20 protein-coding genes and 1 pseudogene are annotated in these 21,525 nt (G+C 75.3%); 13 read left to right on the top strand and 8 right to left on the bottom strand.

Features of this window, described 5'->3' with window-relative positions; genetic code table 11:
- Positions 1-222 precede the first annotated feature (222 nt).
- From ABT247_RS00640 to ABT247_RS00630, 3 genes and pseudogenes are all read left to right on the top strand, one after another.
- A pseudogene (locus tag ABT247_RS00640) lies at positions 223-1,036 on the top strand (ATP-binding cassette domain-containing protein).
- Complete coding sequence (locus ABT247_RS00635) at positions 1,033-2,526, top strand: ABC transporter permease (RefSeq protein ID WP_350735685.1); 1,494 nt, start codon at positions 1,033-1,035, stop codon at positions 2,524-2,526. Before ABT247_RS00640 ends, ABT247_RS00635 begins: the two are co-directional and overlap by 4 nt.
- 4 nt (positions 2,527-2,530) lie before the next feature.
- A complete protein-coding gene (locus ABT247_RS00630) occupies positions 2,531-5,281 on the top strand; it encodes an alkaline phosphatase family protein (protein ID WP_350735683.1) in 2,751 nt (916 codons plus the stop codon).
- A gap of 71 nt (positions 5,282-5,352) precedes the next feature.
- Here ABT247_RS00630 and ABT247_RS00625 read toward each other — a convergent pair whose 3' ends face one another.
- Both ABT247_RS00625 and ABT247_RS00620 read right to left on the bottom strand, forming a co-directional pair.
- The gene (locus ABT247_RS00625; protein WP_350735681.1) at positions 5,353-5,727 is read right to left on the bottom strand and encodes a cupin domain-containing protein; all 375 of its coding nucleotides are present in this window, start codon (positions 5,725-5,727) and stop codon (positions 5,353-5,355) included.
- 76 nt (positions 5,728-5,803) lie between these two features.
- Positions 5,804-6,229, bottom strand: a complete 426-nt coding sequence (locus ABT247_RS00620) for an SsgA family sporulation/cell division regulator (RefSeq protein WP_350735679.1) — start codon at positions 6,227-6,229, stop codon at positions 5,804-5,806.
- Between the two features lie 362 nt (positions 6,230-6,591).
- On the opposite strand from ABT247_RS00620, the gene ABT247_RS00615 reads away from it, so the two are divergent.
- The 3 genes from ABT247_RS00615 to ABT247_RS00605 all read left to right on the top strand — a co-directional run bounded on the left by ABT247_RS00615 (position 6,592) and on the right by ABT247_RS00605 (position 10,256).
- Positions 6,592-7,023 carry a cupredoxin domain-containing protein gene (locus ABT247_RS00615; RefSeq protein WP_350735676.1) on the top strand — a complete coding sequence of 144 codons (432 nt, stop codon included), beginning with the start codon at positions 6,592-6,594 and terminating at the stop codon, positions 7,021-7,023.
- A gap of 394 nt (positions 7,024-7,417) precedes the next feature.
- Positions 7,418-8,692: a hypothetical protein gene (locus tag ABT247_RS00610; protein ID WP_350735673.1), complete on the top strand. Its 1,275-nt coding sequence runs from the start codon at positions 7,418-7,420 to the stop codon at positions 8,690-8,692.
- A 139-nt stretch (positions 8,693-8,831) separates the two neighbouring features.
- Positions 8,832-10,256: a phytoene desaturase family protein gene (locus tag ABT247_RS00605; RefSeq protein WP_350735670.1), complete on the top strand. Its 1,425-nt coding sequence runs from the start codon at positions 8,832-8,834 to the stop codon at positions 10,254-10,256.
- Positions 10,257-10,263: 7 nt separating this feature from the next.
- Here the strand turns inward: ABT247_RS00605 and ABT247_RS00600 are convergent, their stop codons facing one another.
- The 5 genes from ABT247_RS00600 to ABT247_RS00580 form a co-directional block, all read right to left on the bottom strand.
- Positions 10,264-11,910, bottom strand: a complete 1,647-nt coding sequence (locus tag ABT247_RS00600) for a serine/threonine-protein kinase (protein ID WP_350735666.1) — start codon at positions 11,908-11,910, stop codon at positions 10,264-10,266.
- 113 nt (positions 11,911-12,023) lie between these two features.
- Positions 12,024-12,317, bottom strand: a complete 294-nt coding sequence (locus ABT247_RS00595; protein ID WP_350735663.1) for a hypothetical protein — start codon at positions 12,315-12,317, stop codon at positions 12,024-12,026.
- Positions 12,318-12,456: 139 nt separating this feature from the next.
- Positions 12,457-13,299: a PIG-L family deacetylase gene (locus ABT247_RS00590; protein WP_350735660.1), complete on the bottom strand. Its 843-nt coding sequence runs from the start codon at positions 13,297-13,299 to the stop codon at positions 12,457-12,459.
- A 206-nt stretch (positions 13,300-13,505) separates the two neighbouring features.
- Positions 13,506-14,195: a phosphonatase-like hydrolase gene (locus ABT247_RS00585; RefSeq protein ID WP_350735657.1), complete on the bottom strand. Its 690-nt coding sequence runs from the start codon at positions 14,193-14,195 to the stop codon at positions 13,506-13,508.
- Positions 14,196-14,199: 4 nt separating this feature from the next.
- The gene (locus ABT247_RS00580; protein WP_350735655.1) at positions 14,200-14,961 is read right to left on the bottom strand and encodes a GntR family transcriptional regulator; all 762 of its coding nucleotides are present in this window, start codon (positions 14,959-14,961) and stop codon (positions 14,200-14,202) included.
- A 162-nt stretch (positions 14,962-15,123) separates the two neighbouring features.
- On the opposite strand from ABT247_RS00580, the gene ABT247_RS00575 reads away from it, so the two are divergent.
- The 3 genes from ABT247_RS00575 to ABT247_RS00565 all read left to right on the top strand — a co-directional run bounded on the left by ABT247_RS00575 (position 15,124) and on the right by ABT247_RS00565 (position 17,635).
- Positions 15,124-16,344, top strand: a complete 1,221-nt coding sequence (locus ABT247_RS00575; RefSeq protein WP_350735652.1) for a TIGR03364 family FAD-dependent oxidoreductase — start codon at positions 15,124-15,126, stop codon at positions 16,342-16,344.
- Between the two features lie 178 nt (positions 16,345-16,522).
- Positions 16,523-16,735 (top strand): cold-shock protein, encoded by a 213-nt coding sequence (locus ABT247_RS00570; RefSeq protein WP_350735649.1) that lies wholly within the window; start codon positions 16,523-16,525, stop codon positions 16,733-16,735.
- A gap of 108 nt (positions 16,736-16,843) precedes the next feature.
- A complete protein-coding gene (locus ABT247_RS00565) occupies positions 16,844-17,635 on the top strand; it encodes an inositol monophosphatase family protein (RefSeq protein WP_350735646.1) in 792 nt (263 codons plus the stop codon).
- Between the two features lie 135 nt (positions 17,636-17,770).
- Here the strand turns inward: ABT247_RS00565 and ABT247_RS00560 are convergent, their stop codons facing one another.
- The gene (locus ABT247_RS00560) at positions 17,771-18,529 is read right to left on the bottom strand and encodes a maleylpyruvate isomerase family mycothiol-dependent enzyme (RefSeq protein ID WP_350735643.1); all 759 of its coding nucleotides are present in this window, start codon (positions 18,527-18,529) and stop codon (positions 17,771-17,773) included.
- Between the two features lie 227 nt (positions 18,530-18,756).
- Here ABT247_RS00560 and ABT247_RS00555 point away from each other — a divergent pair, with 227 nt between their 5' ends.
- The 4 genes from ABT247_RS00555 to ligD all read left to right on the top strand — a co-directional run bounded on the left by ABT247_RS00555 (position 18,757) and on the right by ligD (position 21,455).
- Positions 18,757-19,143, top strand: coding sequence for an STAS domain-containing protein (locus ABT247_RS00555; protein ID WP_350735641.1), 387 nt, complete (start codon positions 18,757-18,759; stop codon positions 19,141-19,143).
- Between the two features lie 231 nt (positions 19,144-19,374).
- Entirely contained in the window at positions 19,375-19,788 is a 414-nt protein-coding gene (locus tag ABT247_RS00550; RefSeq protein ID WP_350735639.1) for an ATP-binding protein, read from the top strand.
- A gap of 119 nt (positions 19,789-19,907) precedes the next feature.
- Positions 19,908-20,504 carry a DNA polymerase ligase N-terminal domain-containing protein gene (locus ABT247_RS00545; RefSeq protein ID WP_350735636.1) on the top strand — a complete coding sequence of 199 codons (597 nt, stop codon included), beginning with the start codon at positions 19,908-19,910 and terminating at the stop codon, positions 20,502-20,504.
- 45 nt (positions 20,505-20,549) lie between these two features.
- Positions 20,550-21,455: a non-homologous end-joining DNA ligase gene (gene ligD, locus ABT247_RS00540; RefSeq protein WP_350735633.1), complete on the top strand. Its 906-nt coding sequence runs from the start codon at positions 20,550-20,552 to the stop codon at positions 21,453-21,455.
- The last annotated feature ends 70 nt before the right edge of the window (positions 21,456-21,525 follow it).

The raw sequence follows: 21,525 nt of genomic DNA, 5'->3' as shown, positions 1-21,525 counted from the left end.
GGGCGGCGGGCGGTCGCCGGGCCGGGGCCGGAGACGTCCGCTCCGCAGGCCCGGCGGCCGGCGGCGCCGGGAGGTGGACCCGGCGGTCGGCGGAGCTGAGGGACAGGCCCGGCCGTCGGACCGGCCCGCCGAGCGCCTGCTGTTCCACCCGTGTTCAACCACCCGCTCCTGTCAGCGCCCCGTCAACGTCCTACCTTCCCTGGTGGACTGCGAGAAGGGGCTATGGACGACACACAACTCGCCGTACGGGCTCGCGGATTGACGAAGTGCTTCGGTGACGTCGTGGCGCTCGACGACGTCGGGCTGGACCTGGCGCCCGGCCGGATCCACGGGCTGGCCGGGCCGAACGGGGCCGGGAAGACGACCCTGCTCGGGCTGCTGCTCGGGCTGGCCGTCGCCGATCGCGGCGAGTTGCGGGTCCTGGGCAGACCGGTCGGGCCGGCCCTGGCGGCGCCGCACGGCGTGGCCGGCTTCGTGGACGGCCCCGGACTGTACCCCGCGCTGACCGCACGGAGGAACCTGGCCGCGCTGGCGGCGCTGCACGGACCGGACGCCCGCGGCCGGCGGATCGACGACGTCCTCGCCGAGGTCGGTCTCACGGACGTCGCCGACGACCGGGTGCGGGGCTTTTCTTGACGACGGGGTGACGGTGGTGCTGTCCAGCCACCGGATGGACGACCTCCAGGCGCTGTGCGACGAGGTCACCATCCTCGCGACCGGGCGGGTGCGCTTCTCCGGCCCGCTGGAGAAACTGGCGGCCGAGAGCCGCGAACTGGAGCACCGGTTGGTCACCTCCGATCCGCAGGCTGCCCGGCGGGTGGCCGCCGGGGCGGCCGGCGTACGGGCCCTAGCAGAGCCCGGGCCGCGCCGCGCCGACGGGGCGCTGGTCGTACGGGCATCGGGGCCGGCTCTCGAGGAGTTGGTGACCGAGCTGGTGCTCGCGGGCATCGGCGTGCGCGAAGTCGCGCCGGTGGTACCGCCGTTGGAGGCCGCCTTCCTCGCCCTGACCGAACAGCGGCAGGAGGGGCGGGCATGACCGCGACCACGACCACGACCAACGCCTCGGCCGCCGGCCGGGTGCCGGTCGGCCGGGTCTACCGCTTCGAGCTCGTCAAGCTCGTCTCCCAGTGGCGCATCCGGCTGCTGATGCTCGCCTGCTGGACCGTACCCGGCCTGTTCACGGCCGCGGTGGCCCAGCAGGGCACGCTGCCCTCCGACACGCTGTTCGGCCGCTGGATGCATGCGACCGGCTGGGCCGGACCGCTCGTGGTGCTCGGATTCTCGGGCTCGTGGGCCCTGCCGATGCTCACCTCGGTGGTCGCCGGTGACGTGTTCGCCGCCGAGGACCGGCTCGGCACCTGGCGACACCTGCTGGTGGCGATCCGCTCCCCGCGGCGGATCTTCGCGGCGAAGGCGCTGGCGAGCGCGACCGTGATCGTGCTGCTGGTGGCGGGGCTCGTGGTCGCGAGCACGGTCGGCGGGCTGGCGGCGGTCGGGAACCGGCCGCTGGTCGGCATCGACGGGCACCTCCTGGCGCCGTCGGACGCGGCCGCGAACGTCCTGCTGGCCTGGGGGATCGCCCTCGCACCCACGCTGGCACTGGCGGCCATCGGCCTGCTCGGCTCCGTCGTCCTCGGGCGCTCGCCGATGGGGCTGCTGGTCCCCGCGCTGGCGGCGGTCGCGATGCAGCTCGCGCAACTGCTGCCGCTGCCGGTGGCGCTGCGCCTCGCGCTGCCCGGCTACGCCTTCGTCGCCTGGGACGGGCTGTTCGCCGATCCGACGCGGCTGGACGAGCCGCTGATCGCGGTCGCGGTCAGCCTGGGGTGGGCCGTGGTGGCGACCGTCGCGGCCTACCGGCTGTTTGTGCGGCGCGACTTCACCCACGGCAGCGAGGACGGCACCGGGCGCCGCGCGCTCGCGACCGGGGTGCTGCCGCTCGCCGGGCTGCTCGCGCTGACCTTCGGCGCGGTCGCGGTGGCCGCACCCTCGACGGGCTCCGGGATCACCCAGGCGAAGGTGCAGCGGTCGGTCGCGACCGTGTTCGCGCACCTGTACCGCCTGCAGACCGAGCAGCTGCACCGCCCCGCCGTCTCCGAGGAGCAGCTGAGGGTCACGGCGGCCTGCGACCGGGGCGACGGCCAGGTCGATCCGGAGGGGCCCGGCAACGACTGGCGCTGCGTCGTCACCTGGCACCTGCCCGGCACGGCCGCACCGGGGACGGCGGTCTACCAGGTGGACGTCGCCCCGGACGGCCGGCTGACGGCGGACGGGGACGGGCCCAAGGAGGTCAACGGCTACTTCCTGGTGCACACCCCGGACGGGGACGCGCCGAACCCGCTGTGGCAGTTCGACGGCCGGCTCGGGCTGCTCTCCGCCGCGCCGGATCCGGCCGCCGCGGCGCACCCGAGGGCCGCGACGCCCGCAACGACCGCTACGTACCCGACGGCCGCGACGCCCGCAACGACCGCTACACACCCGACGGCCGCGATGCCCGCAGCGACCGCAACCCCCTCACCGAAGGACTGACCTCATGCAGGTGACGCGTCGTCGACGCTCCCCGAAGGAACACCCCGTCCTCTCCGGCCGCCGAGCCGGCCGCCGCGCCACCCTCGCCACGGCGTGCATCACGGCGGTGTCCGTGGCCACCGGCACCGCCTTCGCGGCCACCCACCAGTTCGGCACCGACCGGGTCGGCCAGGTCACCGCCGACGGGCAGGTCATCTCCAGCGACCAGTACCTCGCGCCGTACGGCGACCGGCTGGAGATCGACAACGGCAAGGTCATGGCCTCCCGGGTCAGCCCGGACGGCGGTCACCTGGCCGCCTCGGTCGCCGACGGCGACGCCTCGCTGGTCGTGGTGGACCTGAAGACCGGCCGGGTGCAGCAGCGCATCGGCAAGGCCAAGGGGGACGACCTCCACCTCACCGACGGCTCGGTCGGCCAGGAGGCCCCGGTCTACTCGCCGGACGGCTCCCAGTTGTGGCTGGGCCAGCTCAACGGCTACACCAGGTTCACCGTCAACCCCGACGGTTCCCTGTCCGCCCCGGTGACGGTGGCGATCCCGGCCGACGGCGCCAAGCACGCGCTGGCCTCGGGCGCGGTGTTCTCCGCCGACGGCTCGACGGTGTACGCGGCCGTCAACGGCCAGAACCGGGTGGTGGCGATCGACGCGGCGACCGGCGCGATCGGCCGGAGCTGGACGGTGGGCAACGCGCCGCGCGGCATCGTGCGGGTCGGCCACAAGCTGTACGTGAGCAACGAGGGCGGCCGCCCGGCCACGCCCGAGGACGACACCATCAACTCCTACGGCACCCAGGTGGTGGCCGACCCGGACACCGGCGCCACCACCACCGGCACCGTCAGCGTGATCGACCTCGCGGACCCCTCCGCGGCCGTCGGCACCATCGAGGTCGGCCTGCACCCGACGGTGCTGTACGCCAAGGACGGCGTGCTGTTCGTCACCGACACCGGCAGTGACGAGGTGTCGGTCGTCGACACCGCCCGCGGCAAGGTCGTCCAGCGCATCTCCACCAAGCCGTGGCCCGAGGCCTCGGTCGGCTACGAGCCGACCGCCGTGACGCTCACCGACGACGGGCACCTGCTGGTGACCCTCGGCCGGGCCGACGCGGTGGCCGTCTACCGCTACGGGGGTGCGCAGGAGCCGGTCGGCTACGTCGGCCTGCTGCCCACGGACTACTTCCCGGCCGAGATCACCACCGTCGGATCCACGGTGGTCGTCTCCAACACCCGAGGCGTCGACGCCCGCCGGCCCAACAGCACCGGCGCGCACAACACCCACGACACCACCGCCAGCATCACCCGGTTCACCCTGCCCGGCGACCGGGAGATCCGCTCCCAGACCGCCAAGGTCTTCCGCCAGAACGGCTGGACCGACGGCTCGGTGCGGACCGCCGACCGTCGCAAGGCCGAGCCGGTGCCGGTGCCGGCGCGGATCGGCGACCCGTCGACGATCAAGCACGTCTTCCTGATCGTCAAGGAGAACCGGACGTACGACCAGCTCTTCGGCGACCTCGCGCAGGGCAACGGCGACCCCCGGCTGGCCCAGTTCGGCGCGAACGTGACGCCCAACCAGCACGCGCTGGCCCAGCAGTTCGGGCTCTACGACAACACCTACGACATCGGCACCAACTCCGCCGAGGGCCACAACTGGCTGATGCAGGCCGACAACCCGGAGTACACCGAGTCCTCGGCCGGCGAGTACGAGCGCAGCTACGACACCGAGGACGACGGCCTGGGCCACCAGCGCTCCGGCTTCCTGTGGACGGGCGCCCAGGCGGCCGGCCAGGACGTGCGGGACTTCGGCGAGTTCCACCAGTTCCTGACCAAGCCCGCGGGCGCGACCTGGCAGAACCTGTACTGCGACGCCAAGAACATGGAGGCGAAGGGGCAGGACACCGCCTACCCGCTGGAGTCCTCGTCGCCGATCCCCTCGCTGAACGACGTGTCGGTGCCCGGCTTCCCCAAGTTCGACCTCGACGTGCCGGACCAGTACCGGTACCAGATCTGGAAGCGGGACTTCGAGCAGAACGGCCCGGCCGACCTCAACCTGCTGTGGCTGTCCAGCGACCACACCGGCGGCCCGGCGAGCCCGGCCGCGCAGGTCGCCGACAACGACCTGGCGGTCGGCCGGATCGTCGACGAGATCTCGCACAGCGAGTACTGGAAGGACTCCGCGGTCTTCGTGGTCGAGGACGACTCCCAGGCCGGTCTGGACCACGTGGACGGCCACCGTGCCCCGATCCAGGTCATCAGCCCCTGGGCCCGGCACGGGGCCGTGGACAGCCGCTACTACTCCCAGATCACCGTGATCCGCACCATCGAGCAGATCCTCGGGATCCACCCGATGAACCAGAAGGACAGCGCGGCCTCCCCGATGGCCACGGCCTTCACCGACAAACCGGACTTCACGCCGTTCACCGCCGTGCCCAACCGGACTCCGCTGACCGACGGTCTGAAGACGCCGCCCGCGTGCGGCGTCGACGTGCCCGCGGCGCAGGACCGCGCTGCGGCGGCCGCCCCGGTGACGACCGCACCGCCGGCCGCGGAGCGGGCCGTCGCGGACCAGTGGGACGCCTGGAAGGCCGAGCAGCGCCTCACCGGGCCGAACGCCGCACCGGACCGCGCCAACCCGGCGCAGATGAACCACCTGACCTGGTACCAGACGCACGGCTGGACCACGCCCTACCCGGGCGAGTCGGCCGTCCTCGCTCCGGACGACGTGCCCGGGGCGTACCTGCCCTCCGCGGAGAACGACGGCTGAGCTGGATCCCCGGCACCAGGGCACCTTGGCACCCGGGCACCCGGGGAACGCGCCCGGCAGGCGCCGTCGGCCTACGGGAGCGGAACGGAGCGGATCGAGAGGCCGGGCCGGCGGCGGTGGACGGTGAGGTACAGGAGTCCCTCCGGCCCGGCGGCCAGGGCCCGCTGGGCGCCGTGCGGCAGCCAGGCCGTGGCACCCGGGGCGAGGGGCTGGCGGCCGCCGTCCGCCTCCAGGCGGCCGCTCCCGCCGAGTACCTGGACGAGGACGTCGAGGTCCGGCTCCACGTGCTCGGCGACCTCGGCGTGCGGTGCCAGCCGGACGATGTTCGCGTCCAGCTGGCGCCCCTCCTCGGCGAGTCGCCACAGCGCCCCGCTCCGGTCGGGGGGCGTCTCGCGGAGCAGGGTCTCCAGGTGGGTGAGCACACCGGGCCCGGGGTTGGGCGCCAACGGGGCCTCCAGCAGGCGAGTGGGTAGGGCGGGTACGACCTGCGGATTCTACGGAACGCCCCCCCGGGCGGGCGGATCAGTCGGCGGTGAGGAGCCGGGTGACGGCGGCGTCGAGGTCGAGGTGGTCGGACTCCGACCCGGGGGGCACCAGGGCGAAGCACTCCGAGAGGAACGCGGTGACCACGTCCTCCGGGGCGCTGAGCACGGCCGCGTTGCCGGTCGGCCCCCGAAGGGTGATCAGGACCTCGCCGTCCGGGCCCGGACGGACCTTCACGTCGCCGCTGCCGACGGCTTGGTGACGGCCCTCGTTCAGCAGTTCCCGGCTGAAGTACCAGCACACCCGGGCGCCGTCGTCGGTGCACTGGCACGGGGAGAGCGGGAACGCCAGGCAGGCCGCGTACGGAAGGCTCGTGTCGAAGCGCAGTTCGGCGTCGACCGGTACGTCGGGCAGCGCACTCTCGGGGAACGTGACGGGCATCGGGCGGACCGTGGACGTCTGCATCGATTCGGCCTCCTTCGATCGCGACGGACCGGCCCCCGGACGGGCCGGCACACCTGCGGGACGCCTACCCGAAGCGCTTCCGTGCACCCCGTGGGGCCGTCATCTCCACAACCCCTTCGCACACCACCGTCCGCGCCGCCCCGCGAAGGGGCGGACGGGCAACGAGTGGCGGGAGCGCCCCCGACCGCCGGTCCGGGTCAAGGCCACGCCGCGGGTTCACCCGGGTTCACCCGCGCGCGTGAACCGGCGGGCCGTCCCGGGGCCCGGCCCGGTTGCGGCCGGGCGCGCGCCGCAGGAGAACGGAAGCGGCCCGTCATCGCGCCGCCACCCCCGTCGAGCCCCTCTCCGAACGGAGCCCGTCCGTGATCACCCCCCGGCCACTCCAGGCAGCAGCAGCGCTCCTGATCCCCGTCGTCCTCTCCGGCTGCTCCAGCTCCAGCACGCCCTCCGGCGGCGCGACGACCGGCGCGCGCTCCCCGGCCGCGAGCTCCCCGGCGGTCACCTCCCCGGCCGCCACCGCCTCGTCGCCCGTGCCCAGCAGCAGCGGCGCGCTCCAGGTCACGATCAGGAACTTCGCGTTCGAGCCGGCCGCCCTCACGGTGAGCCCCGGTCAGACCGTCACGGTGGTCAACCAGGACTCCGTCCCGCACACCCTCACCGCCTCCGACAAGTCCTTCGACACGGGGACGATCGCGGCCGGTGCCACCGGGACCTTCACCGTGCCCCAGTCGGGCACCCACCCGTACATCTGCACCATCCACCCGTTCATGCACGGCACCCTGACGGTCGGCTGATCCGGCGCGGTCCGCCGTGATCCGCCGTGGTCCGCCACGGTCCGGCGCGGCGGCGGGCGGCCGGGGCGCCGGGCTACTCCGGACGGTGCAGCGCGGAACCCCGGACTCCGCCGGCGCACCCGACCCCGAGGCTCCCGCCCGCCGGCGCCCCCGGTCGCCCACCCCGACCGTTCGGACCGGGCGACCCGCCCGGACCGTTGCTATGACTTGATCCGAGCCCTTCCGCACGACCCCGTCCCGAGAACCCGAGGAGGCGTCCTGATGGGTGCTGCACCGACCGACGGCGGCACCGTGCCACCGCCCGCCGCGCGGCGACCGAGCAGCGAGGAGATCGCCACCGCGGCGCCGCCCGGCCCGCCGCTCCCGACCGGCCCCGCCCTTCCGGGAGGCGACGATGCGTGAGATCCAGGCCACCGCGGCGGCGGGCGGGGCCGAGCCTGCGAACTGCTACCCGGAGGGCATCGAGCGCGGCTTCGCCGCCGCCCGGCAGATCGCCGACGCGGTGCTGCTGGAGGACTACGCGCTCCACCCGTACGGGGAGCCGACAGCCGGGAACGCGCTGCGCTGGCAGTTCGGCGTCCTGGTCCCGCCCGAGTACACCGCGCAGGGCGGCGAGCACTCCCACCAGCGCACCGAGTGCGTGATGGAGGCGCGCCGGGACGACCGGCTGGCCGTCGAGCTGCGCTTCCTGCGCGTCCAGCGGCGCACCGTGGAGCGGGCCGTCGAGACCGGCGGGTTCGAGGTCGGCGGGTTCGACCTCGCGGAGCGTTTGGATCTCCCCGAGCGGCCCCCCACCGGGCGGGAACCCGCTGGTCGGGAACCCGCTGGTCGGGAAGTCGCCGAGTGGGCCCTCCCCGAGCGGGACGAGGGCGTCGAGGAGCGGATCGAACTCCTGCTGGACATCGACGAGCTGAGCGGCGAAGGGGTGCAGCGGGCGTTCCGGCTGCCGGGTGTCGGCAGGACGGAGCTGGTGCACCGGCAGGGCGCGGCCGTCGGAAGGCTGGTGCGGCGGTGCGAACAGGTCGACGGCCTGGTGCGGGTGCGGGCCGAGGAACTGCCCGGGCCGTACCGGGCGCAGCGCCTGACGGTGGTGGTGGAGAACACCTCCGACTGGACGCCGGCCCGGCGGGCCGGCCGGGAGGAGGCGCTGCCGCGCTCGCTGGTCTTCGTCCACCTGCTGCTCGGCCTGGAGCACGGCCGGTTCCTGTCGGTCACCAACCCGCCGGACTGGGCCCGCAGGGCCGTCGAGCGGTGCCGCAACGACCGGACCTGGCCGGTGCTGGCCGGCCCGTTCGGCGGCCACCAGATCGTGCTGTCCTCGCCGATCGCCCTGGGGGACCACCCGCGGATCGCCTCGGAGAGCCTCGGCACCCGGTACGACGCCACCGGCGTCGACGGTGTCCCCGGGCTGCGGAGGGCCGCCCCGGCGGACCGGGCGCGGCGGAAGGCCCGCGGCTCCGGAGGGCGGGCCGGCGCCGTGACCGACCTCGCGGCGTCCGTGCCGCCCGAGGTGCTGGAACGCCTGCACGGCGCCATCCACAGGCCGCGCGACACCGCTGCCGGCGCCGACGACGCGGAGCAGCCCTGGTGGGCCGAGGCCGACGACCCGGCGCAGGATCCGTTCCGCTCCTTCCGGCCCGACGAGGCCGCACCGCTGGAGGAGTCCTGAGGAGGCGGACGGTGCCGGTCGCCGGGGCGGCGCCCCGGCCGCGGGTCCGGCCCCGAGTCCGAGTCCGGCCCCGAGTCCGAGTCCGGGACCAGCGCCGCGGCCGCACCGGCCGTACCGGGCGACCGCCCGGGAGGCAGGCGTGAGCGAGGCCCTCGTCGTCGGTTCCGGCCCCAACGGGCTGGCCGCCGCCGTCACCCTCGCCGAGCAGGGCCTGACCGTCACGGTGCTGGAGGCGGCCGAACGGATCGGCGGCGGCGCCCGCAGCGGCGAGGCCACCCTGCCGGGCCTGCTGCACGACCACTGCTCGGCGGTGCACCCCTTCGCGATGGCCTCCGCCCTGCTGTGCTCCGCCGACCTCGCCCGGCACGGGCTGGAGTGGGCCTGGCCCGAGGTGGACCTGGCGCACCCGCTCGACGACGGGGGCGCGGCGGTGGCGGTGCGGTCGGTGGCGGAGACCGCCCGCGCGCTGGGGCCGGACGCGGCAGCCTGGCAGCGGGTGTTCGGCCGGCTGGGCGCGGACTTCGACGCCCTGGCCGGGGACGCCCTGCGCCCGCTGCTGCGGCTGCCCCGGCACCCGGTGACGCTGGGAAGGTTCGGACTGAGGGCCGTCCGGCCCGCCACCCTGCTCGCCCGCGGCTGGCGCACCGACCGGGCCCGGGCGCTGTTCGCCGGCGCGGCCGCCCACGCCTTCCAGCCGCTGGACCGACCGCTGACCTCGGCCGTCGGCCTGCTGCTGCTCGCGGCCGCCCACCACCGCGGCTGGCCGGTCGCCCGGGGCGGCTCCGGCCGGATCACCGCCGCCCTGGCGGCACGGCTGGCCGAACTCGGCGGACGCATCGAGACCGGGCGGCCGGTGCGCTCGCTGGCCGAGCTGTGGCCGTTCCGCGTCGTCCTGCTGGACCTCGCGCCCGGCGCGGCCGCGGACCTCTGCGGGCCGGAGCTGCCCGCCCGGGTCCACCGCGCCTACCGCCGCTGGCGGCACGGCCCGGCGGCGTTCCGGATGGACTTCGCCGTGGACGGCGGCGTCCCGTGGCGCCACCGGGACTGCCGCCGGGCCGGCACCCTCCACCTCGGCGGCACCCTGGAGGAGATCGCCCACGCCGAACGGGAGACGGCCTCGGGCCGGATGCCCGAGCGCCCCTTCGTCCTGGTGGCGCAGCAGTACCTCGCCGACCCCGGCCGATCGCGCGGCGACGTGCACCCCGTGTACGCCTACGCCCACGTGCCCCACGGCTACCGGGGGGACGCCTCGGAGGCGGTCCTCGCCCAGATCGAGCGGTTCGCGCCCGGCTTCCGGGAGCGGGTCCTCGCCACGGCCGTCACGTCGACCGGCCGGCTGGCCCGGGAGAACGCCAACTACGTCGGCGGCGACATCTCCACGGGCGCCAACACGGCGCTGCAGACCGTGCTGCGCCCGCGCGCCGCCCTCGACCCGTACGCCACCGGGATCCCCGGCGTCTTCCTCTGCTCCGCGGCCACCCCGCCCGGCGCCGGGGTGCACGGGCTGTGCGGCGTCCTGGCCGCGCGTTCCGCGCTCCGGCAGGCGGGCGTCCGGCCGTCCTGAGCGGCGGTCAGGAGCCGCGCGGATAGCTGCGCTTGGTGGTGCCCTTCGGATCCGTCTCGAGGTAGCCGGTGCCGTAGTCGTCGGCCAGGTAGACCTTGAGCGCGGGGGAGTCGTCGAACATGTCGGCGTCGACGAGCAGGTAGCGGGTGGTCGGCTGGGGGACGTTCAGGGTGGCCTGGGCGCGTTGGAGCAGGCCGGGCAGCGCGTCCCAGTCGTACTGCGCCAGGTCGACGGCCTTGCCGTCGCCGATCACCTCCCCGCCGGCCTCCTTGGTGACCTTCCCGGCGCGGATGGTGATCCGGTCGTAGAGCTTGGGGCCGGCCGAGGTCGGGACCTCGGCGATGGCGTACTCCGGGTAGACGGTCAGCTCGAAGACCTTGTTGCCGGGCGCGTAGGGCTGCAGGGCCGCGACGGTGCGGCGCACGCCCTCCGGGGTCAGCAGGTTCGCCGGGGCGGTCGAGGCCGCCGGGGGCGGTGCGGAGACGGCCGGGCCGGCGGCGGAGGGCGAGGACGCGCCGGACGGGTTCGCGGGCCCGCTGACGGCGGCTCCGCTGACGGCGGCCCCGGTCGCGGCGCTCGGGGCCTTGGCCCCTGCGGCGCCCGGGTCGCCGCCGGAGCGGCTCAGGTACAGCGCCCCGGCTCCGGCGAACACCACGGCGCCGGCCGCCACCGCGGCGATCGCGGCACGGCTGCGGCGGACGCCGGGTGCGGACGGCGGGACCGCGGTGGGGGAAACCGGGAAGCCGGTGGGTATGCGGTCCTGCGGCGCCGGCCGGACCGCGGGGGCGGGTGGCGTCAGCGGCAGTGTGCGGGGCCCGTACTCGGCCTCCGCCAGCGCCCGGTCGAGCTGCTCGGCGTCCGGGCGCAGTGCCGGGTCCTTGTCGAGCAGGGCGACCAGCAGCGGCCCGAGGCGCCCGGCCCGGACCGGGGGCGGCAGCGGCTCGTCGAGCACGGCGGCCAGGGTGGCCAGGGTGCTCGCCCGGCGCAGCGGGTGGCTGCCCTCGACGGCGACGTAGAGCATCATGCCGAGCGACCACAGGTCGGAGGAGGGGCCGCCCTCCTGACCGCGGATCCGCTCCGGGGCGATGTACTCGGGCGAGCCGATCAGCGCGCCCGTCGCGGTCAGGGCGGTCGCGTCCTGGACGGCGGCGATGCCGAAGTCGGCGAGCACCGGGGTGCCGTCGGGACGCAGCAGCACGTTCCCGGGCTTGACGTCCCGGTGCTGGATGCCGGCGGCGTGGGCGGCGCGCAGTGCGGACAGCACACCGCGCCCGAGCCGGGCCGCCTCCGGCACGCCGAGCGGTCCGTACGCCAACCGGTCGGCCAGGCTGCCGCCGCTGACCAGCTCCATCACCAGCCAGGGGTGGGGGTGCTCGGGGCTGTCCACGATGTGGTGGATGACCACGACGTTGGGGTGCTGGAGGCGGGCCAGCGCCCGGGCCTCGCGCAGCACCCGTTCGCGCAGCTCCCGTTCGCCGTCCGGGTCGGCCGCGGCCATCGCCGGATCCGCCGGTCGGACCTCCTTGAGCACCACCTCGCGGTGCAGTGCGTTGTCCCGGGCCCGCCAGACCAGGCCCATGCCGCCGCCACCGAGCTGCTGGAGCAGCTCGAAGCGTCCGTCGACGAGGCGTCGTTCCGCCCCAGCTGTGTTCATGGCGGTCATCGTAGAAGGCTCCGGGGACGCCTCCGACCACGCGCGGCGCCGCCGCAAGGGCCTCCCGGGCCGGTCGTACACCGGCCGATCCCGTTCGCGGCGCGCCCGCCGGTTCAGTCCCGGGAGGCCGCCCAGGCGACGGCGACCAGGACCCCGAGCGCCAGCAGGACCACGCCGATGCCGAGGGCGGTCCAGCCGCCGCTGGTGAGGTTGTCCAACTGCTCCTGGTAGGTGGAGGAGTGGGGCTCGGGCATGCCGTCGCCGAAGGAGCCGGTGACGCGCGGGTGGCAGACGTCCTCGGGCGACATGGGCCGGCCGTCGCACGTGGGCACCGCCGTGGTCAGCTTGTGGACGCCCATCAGGACCAGGCCGGCGCCCGCGGCGAGGAGTACCAGCGCGATCAGCACGTCGAAGGCCCCCGTTCCCCCGGCCCGCCCGGCCCCGGCGGCCGGTGGGCGTACACCCGTTCCGACGCGGGACGCGTCCCCCGCGGTTCCCCCCGCCCGGGCCGAGCGGGCGGGAGGAACCGCGGGGATCACGAGGGGCTCAGCGCAGGCCGGCGAAGAGGTCGTTCTCCGGGACGGGCGCGCCGGTGGTGTCCTGGACGCGCACGAAGGTCTCCACGCCCATCAGCTCGGTGAACCGCTCCTTGCCCATCCGCAGGAAGAAGATGTTCTCGCCCTGGCTGGCGTGCGCGGCCAGCGCGTCGTACTTCTGGCCGCCGAACGCGGTGGTGTCCACCCAGGTGGTGACCTCCTCGTCGGGGAGGCCGATCTCGGGCATCGCGTCGGACTGCGACGCGTCCCCGTCCTCCGGCGCCTCCCAGTCCGCGCCGAACTCGCGCATGACCTCCCCGAACCGCTGCATCGCCGAGCGCGGCGCGGTCGTCCAGTAGACCTTCGGCGTCGTCTCGGTCATCGCCAGCGCCGCCATGGTGATGCGGTGCGCCTGGATGTGGTCGGGGTGGCCGTAGAAGCCGTTCTCGTCGTAGGTCACGACCACGTCGGGCCGGTAGTGCCGGATCAGTTCGGCGAGGCGGGCGGCACCCTCCTCGACGGGCGTCCGCCAGAAGGAGCCGGGCGCGTCGTTGGTCGCCCAGCCCATCATCCCGGAGTCGGCGTAGTCCAACATCTCCAGGTGGCCGACCTTGAGGACGTCGCAGCTGGCGCGGAGTTCCGCCCGGCGCAGCGCGGCGACGGCCGCCGGGTCGTGGCCGGGCTCGCCCGGCTTGACGCCGCCCGGCCCGTCGCCGCAGGCGCCGTCGGTACACGTGACGAGGACCGTACGGATGCCCTCGGCCGCGTAGCGGGCCAGCACACCCCCCGTGCCGGTGGCCTCGTCGTCGGGGTGGGCGTGGACTGCCATCAGCGTCAAGGGCTGGTCAACCATGGAAATCGTCCTCCGGTCCGAAAAGTGCTCGCCCCGAGTCTGCGGCACGCGGGACGGCGATCGCCAGCGATATCAGGGGTGTTCCGGTCCCCCGTGGCGCGGGCACGGACCGGCGTCCGAAGAGGCCGGACCTGCCCCGCCGTGCGGGCCGGGCCGGGCGGCGGCCGGGGCGCCGTGCGGACCTCCTCCGGCGCCCCGGCCCGGGGTCAGCCGGCCGGCCGGACCTCGGGCAGCGAGGGGATGTCGGCGACGCTGTCCAGGACGTGGGTGTACGGGTGACCGTCGAAGTCGGCGCGGGTCAGCTCGCCGGTCAGCACGCCGACCACCACCCCGGCACCGGCGTTGGTGCCCGCCTCGACGTCGACCACGGTGTCGCCGGCGGCCAGGACCCGCCGGGTGTCGATGACCCCGGTCCTCTCCATCGCCCGGTGGATCATGTGGGGCGCCGGGCGCCCGCGCGGCACCTCGTCCGAGGTGACCACCGCGTCGAGGTTGCCGCCCTCACCGGCGGACCAGCCGAGCGACTCCAGCAGCGGGTACGCGACGTCGTCGCTGAATCCCGTGGTCAGGGCGACCTTGATGCCGCGTCGGCGCAGCTCGGCCAGCGTCTCCTCGACGCCGGCTATGGCTCGCGGGGGAGTGGTCCGGTAGGCCTCGCGGAGGAACTCCCGGAAGGCCGCGTAGCCCTCCTCGACGAGTTCCGGGGTCGGGGTGCCGCCGCCGAGGCGGACCAGGGCGGCGATGGCCTCGCGCTTGTCGGTGCCCATCCAGGTCTGGAGGTCGGTGTCCGCGACCGGCACCCCGGTGCGCTCGACGGCGGTGCGCAGGGCCCGGTAGACGGCCCCGCCCTCGTCGATGGTGGTGCCGGCCATGTCCAGGGCCACGAGCTCGATCACGGTGTCAGTCCTCTTCGGTGTGGTAACGGCCGATGACGGTCGGGCCGTTGATGGCGTTCTCGATGGTGAAGGTGGCCATGGCGGGCAGGTACCGGTCGTCCGCGTCCTCCAGCGGCACGCCCCGGCTCGACGCGGTGAGCCGCCGCACCCGCAGCAGGGGCGCGCCGACGGCGACCCGCAGCGGTTCGGCGTCGCCCGGCTCGGCGGCGACCGCGTCGATGGTGTGCCGGGCGTGGTGGAGGTCGACGTCGCGGCGCAGCAGTTCCTCGTAGACGGACCCGTGATCCGGATCGAAGTCGAACAGGATGCGACCGACGTCGTGGACGAAGGTGGAGCGCTCCAGCATGGCCGGTACGCCGTCCAGCAGCCGCAGCCGGACCAGTTCGACGACCGGTTCGCCCTCGGCGAGGCCGAGCCGGGCGGCCGCCTCCGGGCTCGCCCGGCGGCGGGCCACCTCGAGGGTGGCCTGTCCGGGTTCGCGGCCGATGGTGCGGGCCCACTGGGTGAAGGACAGGAAGGTGCCGAACGGCTGGGAGGGTGCCGCGCGGCGGGCGACCGGGGGCTTGCCGCGCCCGCCGACCAGGCTGCCCTCGCGGCGCAGCATGGCCAGGGCCTGGCGGACCGGGCCCCGGGAGGTGCCGAACTCGGCGCAGAGCTGCGACTCGCTGGGCACCGGCTCGCCCTCGGGCCACTCGCCGGCCGCGATGCGGCGCTGGAACTCGGCGCCGAGCCGTTGGTGGAGAGGAAGCTCGTCACTTGTCTTCACAAGTCGACTATGACACTCCGAGGCGGCACTTCTCAAGGCGGTCCGGTAGGAGATTCCGGGCGATGAGCTGCAGTGATACCCGAGCGGTCGCCGGGATGAACGCAGCATAACTTGTACATACAGCTGTTGACACGGATGCCGACCAGCCGGAAACCTGGGGCCATGAGCAGCAGCACACCCACCACCGCCCCCGCCACCACCCGCATCCGCGCCGCCGGCACCCCCGGCCGCAGCGACGTGGTGATCGTCGGCGCCGGGATCATCGGCCTGGCCCACGCCTTCGAGGCGCTGAGCAACGGACTGTCCGTCACCGTCCTCGACCGCGACCGGCAGCCGGTCGGCGCCTCGGTCCGCAACTTCGGCCACTGCTGCATCAGCGCCCAGGACGGCGAGCTGCTCGCCCTCGCCCAGCGCTCCCGGCCCGGCTGGCTGCGCGCGGCCAAGGCCTCGGGCATCTGGGCCGAGGAGGCCGGCACCCTGGTGGTCGCCCGGTCGGCGACCGAGGCGGCCGTCCTGGAGGAACTGCGCGCCGAGCGCGGCGGCGACGCCGTCCGCCTGCGGACCGCCGCCGAGACGGCCGCCCTGCTCGGGCGCACGGACGGCGGGGCGCGGGGCGACGGCGGCAGCAGCGGGTCCGGCGGCCTGGTGGGCGGCGCGCTGCTGCCCGCCGACCTGCGGGTCAACCCGCGCGAAGCGGCGCCCGGCCTGGCCCGGTGGGTGGCGGAGCAGCCGCACGGCCGGATCCTCTGGGGCACCGCCGTCACCGGCGTGGAGTCCGGGACGGTCCACACCACCCGCGGGCCGGTCCACGGCGACCGGATCCTGATCTGCGTCGGCCACGACCTGGACTACCTGTTCCCCGACCTCGCCGAGGACCACGGCATGCAGCGCTGCCGCCTCACCATGGCGCGAGCCGCCGCCCCGGCCGCCTTCCGCACCCACGCCGCGGTGCTGACCGCCACCTCGATGCTCCGCTACGACGCCTTCACCGGCCGCCCGTCGGCCGCCCGGCTGCGGGAGGAGGTGCAGGGGCACAGCGCGGAGCTGCTGGAGATCGGCGCCAACGTGATGTTCACCAGGCTTCCGGACGGCACCGTGCTGGTCGGCGACTCGCACCACTACGACGCCACCACGCCGCCGTTCGTCGACGAGCGCACGGCCGAGCTGTTGATCGGAGCCGTCGCCGACGTGCTGGGCGTCCAGCGCCTGCGGATCCTCGAACGCTGGCAGGGCGTCTACGCCAGCAGCCCGCGCGGCCCGCTGCTGGTGCGCGACCTGGCGCCGGGGGTGCGGGCCCTCTCCGTCACCTCCGGCATCGGCATGACCCTCTCCTTCGGCCTCGCGGCGGCCACCTTCGACGGCACCCTGGCGCCGACTGCCTGAGCCGGCGTGCGCCCCGCCGACCGCCTGACCCGGCGTCCGCCCCGCCGACCGCCTGACCGGCATGCGCCGGTCTGCACGCCGACCGCCTGGACCCGGGCGTCCACCACTGTGCGTGCCGGATCGGACGCCCTCCGTGAGAGGATCTCCGGACCGGAGCCCCGATCGCGGAGGAGAAGAGATGGCGGAGCGTCAGACCGGCACGGTCAAGTGGTTCAACGACGAGAAGGGTTACGGCTTCATCAGCCCGGATTCCGGCCCAGACCTGTTCGTGCACTTCCGCGCGATCGAAGGGAGCGGGTTCAAGTCCCTGGTGGAGGGTCAGAAGGTGAGCTTCGAGGCGGTCGAGGGCCCGAAGGGCATGCAGGCGGACAAGGTCCGGGTCGAACCGTAGCGGCGGCGCGGCCCGGCGTGCCCTCCCATCCCGCCGGGTCCGTCGTCCCGTTGCTGCGCGGCCGACCCCGTGTCCGGCGGTGCGCCCGGCCTCGCTATCCTGCGAGTCATGATCAACTCGTATGAGGGGCATGACGATTCCGAGGTCGCGGTGGCCGCGGTCCGGGCCGGCGCGACCGTGGTGCGGGAGCTGTACGGCCGCCGGCTCGCCCGGATCGACAAGGGGGCCGGGGACTTCGCGACCACGGCCGACGTCGAGGCCGAGCAGGCGATCCTGGACGTCATCCGGGCCGCGCGGCCCGGTGACTCCGTGCTGGGGGAGGAGGGCGGGCAGCAGGGATCGGCGCGGGCCGAGCGCCAGTGGTTGGTGGATCCGCTGTGCGGCACCCTCAACTACGCCGTCGGCACCATGGCCGTGGCCGTCAACGTGGCGCTGCGCGGCGGTGCGGCGGCGGTGGCCGATCCGTTCGGCAACGAGGTGTTCTTCACCGACGGTGCCACCGCCTGGATCCGGAGCGAGGGCGCGGACGCCCGGCTGGAGCCCACGGCCGCCAGTGGGCTCGTCGACGTCAACCTGGATCCGCCCTTCCCCCACGCCGGGACCTTCCGGGCGGTGGACCTGCTCGCGCACCCGGGGTTCGCGGCCCGGTTCCGCCCGCGGGTCCTCTCCACGACGCTCGCCCTGGCCTGGGTCGCGGCGGGCAGGCGCGCCGCGTACGTCACCGACGGCGGGGACCTCTCCGGGAGCGTGCACTTCGCCGCCGGCATCGCCCTGTGCCGGGCGGCCGGCTGCGTGGTCACCGGAATCGACGGCGGCCCGGTCGGCGGGCCGGGCGGCGGGCTCGTGGCGGCGGCCGACGGTGTGACCCACGACCAGCTGATGTCGCTGATCCGGGGGTGACGGCCGGGCCCGGGGCCGTCCGGCGGCGCGGGGCCGCTCGGGCGAACGGCCCCGGGCCCAGGCCGTCGGCCGCCGCCACCGCCGTAGGGTCGGCCGCCGTCACCGCCGCTGTCGGGTCGGCCGCCGTCACCGCCGTCAGAAGGACGAGTGGGCGAACCAGTGGGCCAGCAGCTCCTCGTCGCCGGACCGCTCGACGCGCTCCGAGGTGCGGTCGAGCCGCCCGTACAGCAGGAGCAGCAGGTCGGCGGCGGTGGCCCGGACGGTGGCGTCGGCGGTCGCGCCGACGCCGTCCGGGTCGAGGCCGAAGCCGTCGGCGCGCAGGCGCACCAGCCACTCGCCACCGCCGTCGACGGAGCTGAACCGGATGGCGCGGTCGTCCCCGCGCAGTTCGGCGGTGGCGGGCGCGAAGAAGGCGGCGAAGGGCAGATTGGTCAGGAACTCGGCGACGCCGTCGGCCGCGAGCTCCGGTTCGACGGCGGGTTCGGCACCGAGCGCGAGCTCGGCGTCGACGCGGTGCACGAGCGTCTCGAACAGCATCCGGCGCACCCAGAACCGGGCGTGCTGGTCGGCGCCCCAGGCCCACATCGGGGCGTCGAGGTCGGTCCGGGCGAAGGTCGCGGCCGCCTCCTCGGCGGCCTGGGCCAGCCAGGACGGGTAGTCCTCGGGCCGCTCGGGCAGCCGCAGGTCCACGTCCCGGCTGCGCGGCGGTTCCTGGATCCGCTGCTGGAGCAGGACGGTGAACCAGCGCTGCACGCTCCCGGCGTGGCGGACGAGGTCGCCGAGGGTCCAGCCGGGGCAGCTGGGCACCGGGAGGGCGGCGTCGGCCTGCCGGACGGCGGCGACGAAGCGGGCGGTCTCGGCGGCGACGGCGGCGCCGTGGTCGAGCGGGGTCATGAACGTGGTCTCCGGGGTGCGGTCTCGCGGGGCTTCGGGGCGTCCTGCGCGCCGATGCTTCAGGTCATGAAATAACTGTCGGGGAGGCACGCTAGGCCTGAAAGGTTGAGCTTGTCAAGCATCTGCCCGGGTGCCGGTTTTCCGTGCGGCCCGGGTTTCGGATGCCGCTCAGCGGACAGCCGCGCCTCGGGGGCCGTCGCCACCGAGGTACCGCCAGGAGGAGCGTCGTGGCCCCGCAACCGCCCCGCCGGTGGTCCGCCGAGCAGGACTCCGCCCCCGAGGAGCCGCCGCGCCCGTTCACCGTGGACGCGACACCGTGGGCCGGCGGGACCGTCCTCGCCCTCCGCGGCGAACTCGACCTCGACTCGGTCGCGGAACTGCGGGCAGCCCTCGACCCCGCGCTGGAGACGCCCGGCACCGTGGTGGTGGTCGACTGCGCGGGCCTGGACTTCTGCGACTCCACCGGCCTCAACGCCCTGCTGCGCGCCCAGGCCCGGGCGGTGGCCGACGGCAGCCGGATCGACCTGGCCCGGCCGCGGCCGCTGGTCCTGCGGATGCTCGAACTCACCGGTGCCACCGAGGCCTTCCGGATCCGGGACGCCCCACCCGACTGACCGCCGTCGGTGGCCCGCTGACCGACCGCCACCTCCCGGCCGGGTCGGCGCCGGCCACGGGATCAGCCCGTCCGCCGTCGAGGCCCTCCGGCCGCCCACCGGGTCGGGACCGGCCGCCCGGGTAGGCGCGCCCCGAAGGGGTGGCGTCGGAGCACCGAGGGCGGCGCGGAACCAGCAGGGCGGCGGCCGCCCGCGCCACCGGCAGCGGAGGACCGAGGGAGGTGGACGGGCGTGACGGGGACACCGCTCCGCTGCGCACGACCGGCCCGAGCCCGTGCCCGGCGGCTGCCGCTCCGGGCGGCGCCCGGGATCGTCGCCGAGGCGCGCTCGGTCACCGCCGACTTCCTGGCCGGGGTACCGGACCCGCTGGTGATCGCCGACGCCGTCCTCCTGGTCTCCGAACTCGTCGGCAACGCCCTGCGCCACGCCGGAGAACCCGGCTCGCTGCTCCTCGTCCGCGGCCCCGGCCGGATGCGGATCGAGGTCAGCGACTCCAGCCCGCGGCCCCCGCTGCCCCGGCCCCCGCACGGCCCGGACGAACGCGGTGGCCTGGGCCTCTACCTGCTCGACCGGCTCGCCCTGTGCTGGGGCTGGCGTCCGTGGGGGAGGGGCAAGACCGTCTGGTGCGAACTCGGGCTGCCGTAGGCCCCCGGGGCCGCGCGAGCCGTGGCGCCGCGGCGCCCGTTTCGGCCGGGGGACCGGGGGCAGGCGACGACGGGAGAGCGGGTCCGTCGCCCGAGCGACCCCGAGGAGTCGGAGGAGACATGAAGGACACCCTCGCCGAGTACCACCGGCGCCGGGACTTCGCCCGGACCGCCGAGCCCGAGGGCGGCCGGACAACGCCCTCCGAGGGCCGTCCGTCCTTCGTCGTGCAACTCCACGACGCGACGGCGATGCACTTCGACTTCCGGCTGGAGGTCGACGGCGTGCTCAAGTCCTGGGCCGTCCCCAAGGGCCCGTCCCGCAACCCGCACGACAAGCGGCTCGCCATGCCCACCGAGGACCACCCGCTGGAGTACCGCGACTTCGAGGGCGTCATCGCCGAGGGCGGCTACGGCGCCGGCACGGTGATCGTCTGGGACGAGGGCACGTACCGCAACCTGTCCACCGACCGCACCGGGCGCGACCTCCCGCTCGCCGACGCCCTGGAGCGCGGCCATGCCTCGTTCCACCTGTACGGACACAAACTGCACGGCGGCTACTCACTGACCCGGATCCGGCACGGCGCCGGGGAGCGGGAGGCCTGGCTGCTGGTCAAGCACGCCGGATCCGGCGCCGCCGCCGACGGCACGACCGATCCGGCCCGGGCGCGCTCGGTGCGGACCGGGCACACCCTCCGGCAGACCCGCGATGCCGCCTGAGCCCCCTCGCCGGCGGACCGCCGGCCCGGAGACGAGGAGTCCGCGATGACCACCAGGCAGCTGCGCGCCGGCGGTCGGACCGTCGAACTCCACCGCGCGGACAAGGTGCTGTTCCCCGCGGACGGCATCACCAAGGCCCAACTGGCCGACCACTACCGGGCGGTGGCCCGTCGGATGCTGCCGCAGCTGCGCGGCCGGCCGCTGATGCTGGAGCGCCACCCCGACGGCATCGACGCCCCGGCCTTCATGCAGAAGGACGTCCCCGGCTACTTCCCCGCCTGGGTGCACCGGGCCGAACTGCCCAAGGCGGACGGCACGGTGACGTACCCGGTCTGCGACGACACCGCCACCCTGCTCTACCTCGCCGACCAGGCCTGCATCACCCCGCACCGGTTCCTCTCCCGCGCCGACCGGCCGGACCACCCGGACCGGCTGGTCTTCGACCTCGACCCGCCCGGCGAGGAGTTCACCCCGGTCCGCGAGGCGGCACTGCTGCTGCGCGAACTCCTGGACGAACTGGGGCTGCCGTCCGCCGTCATGACCACCGGATCACGCGGCCTGCACGTGCTGGTTCCGCTGGACCGCCGCGCCGACTTCGACGAGGTCCGCTCCTTCGCCCGCGAGGTGGCCGGCCTCCTGGTCGCCCGCCACCCCGACCGGCTCACCACCGAGGCGAGGAAACGCGCCCGGGCCGGCCGGCTCTACCTGGACCTCCAGCGCAACGCCTACGCCCAGACCGCGGTCGCCCCCTACGCCGTACGGGCCCTGCCGGGCGCCCCGGTGGCCGCCCCGGTCGGCTGGGACGACGTGGCGGACCCGGACCTCACCCCGCAGCGCTGGACGCTCGCCACCGTCGACCGACTGCTCGAGGCCGATCCGTGGCGGGACGCCCCCAGCCGGGGCCGCTCGCTGCACCCCGCCCGCCGCCGACTCGCCGCCCTCCGGGGGTGACCGGGTGACGGCCCGCGGCCGCTCGGTGGGCCCGGCCCGACGCCGCCCGCGCGGGCCCGGCCGTCGAGCA

Origin of the sequence: Kitasatospora sp. NPDC001539, assembly GCF_040298565.1 — a bacterium.
In the GTDB taxonomy this organism is placed as follows: Bacteria; Actinomycetota; Actinomycetes; order Streptomycetales; family Streptomycetaceae; genus Kitasatospora.
The sequence above is the reverse complement of the archived record's forward strand: the minus strand, read 5'-3'. Positions and strand labels throughout refer to the sequence as shown.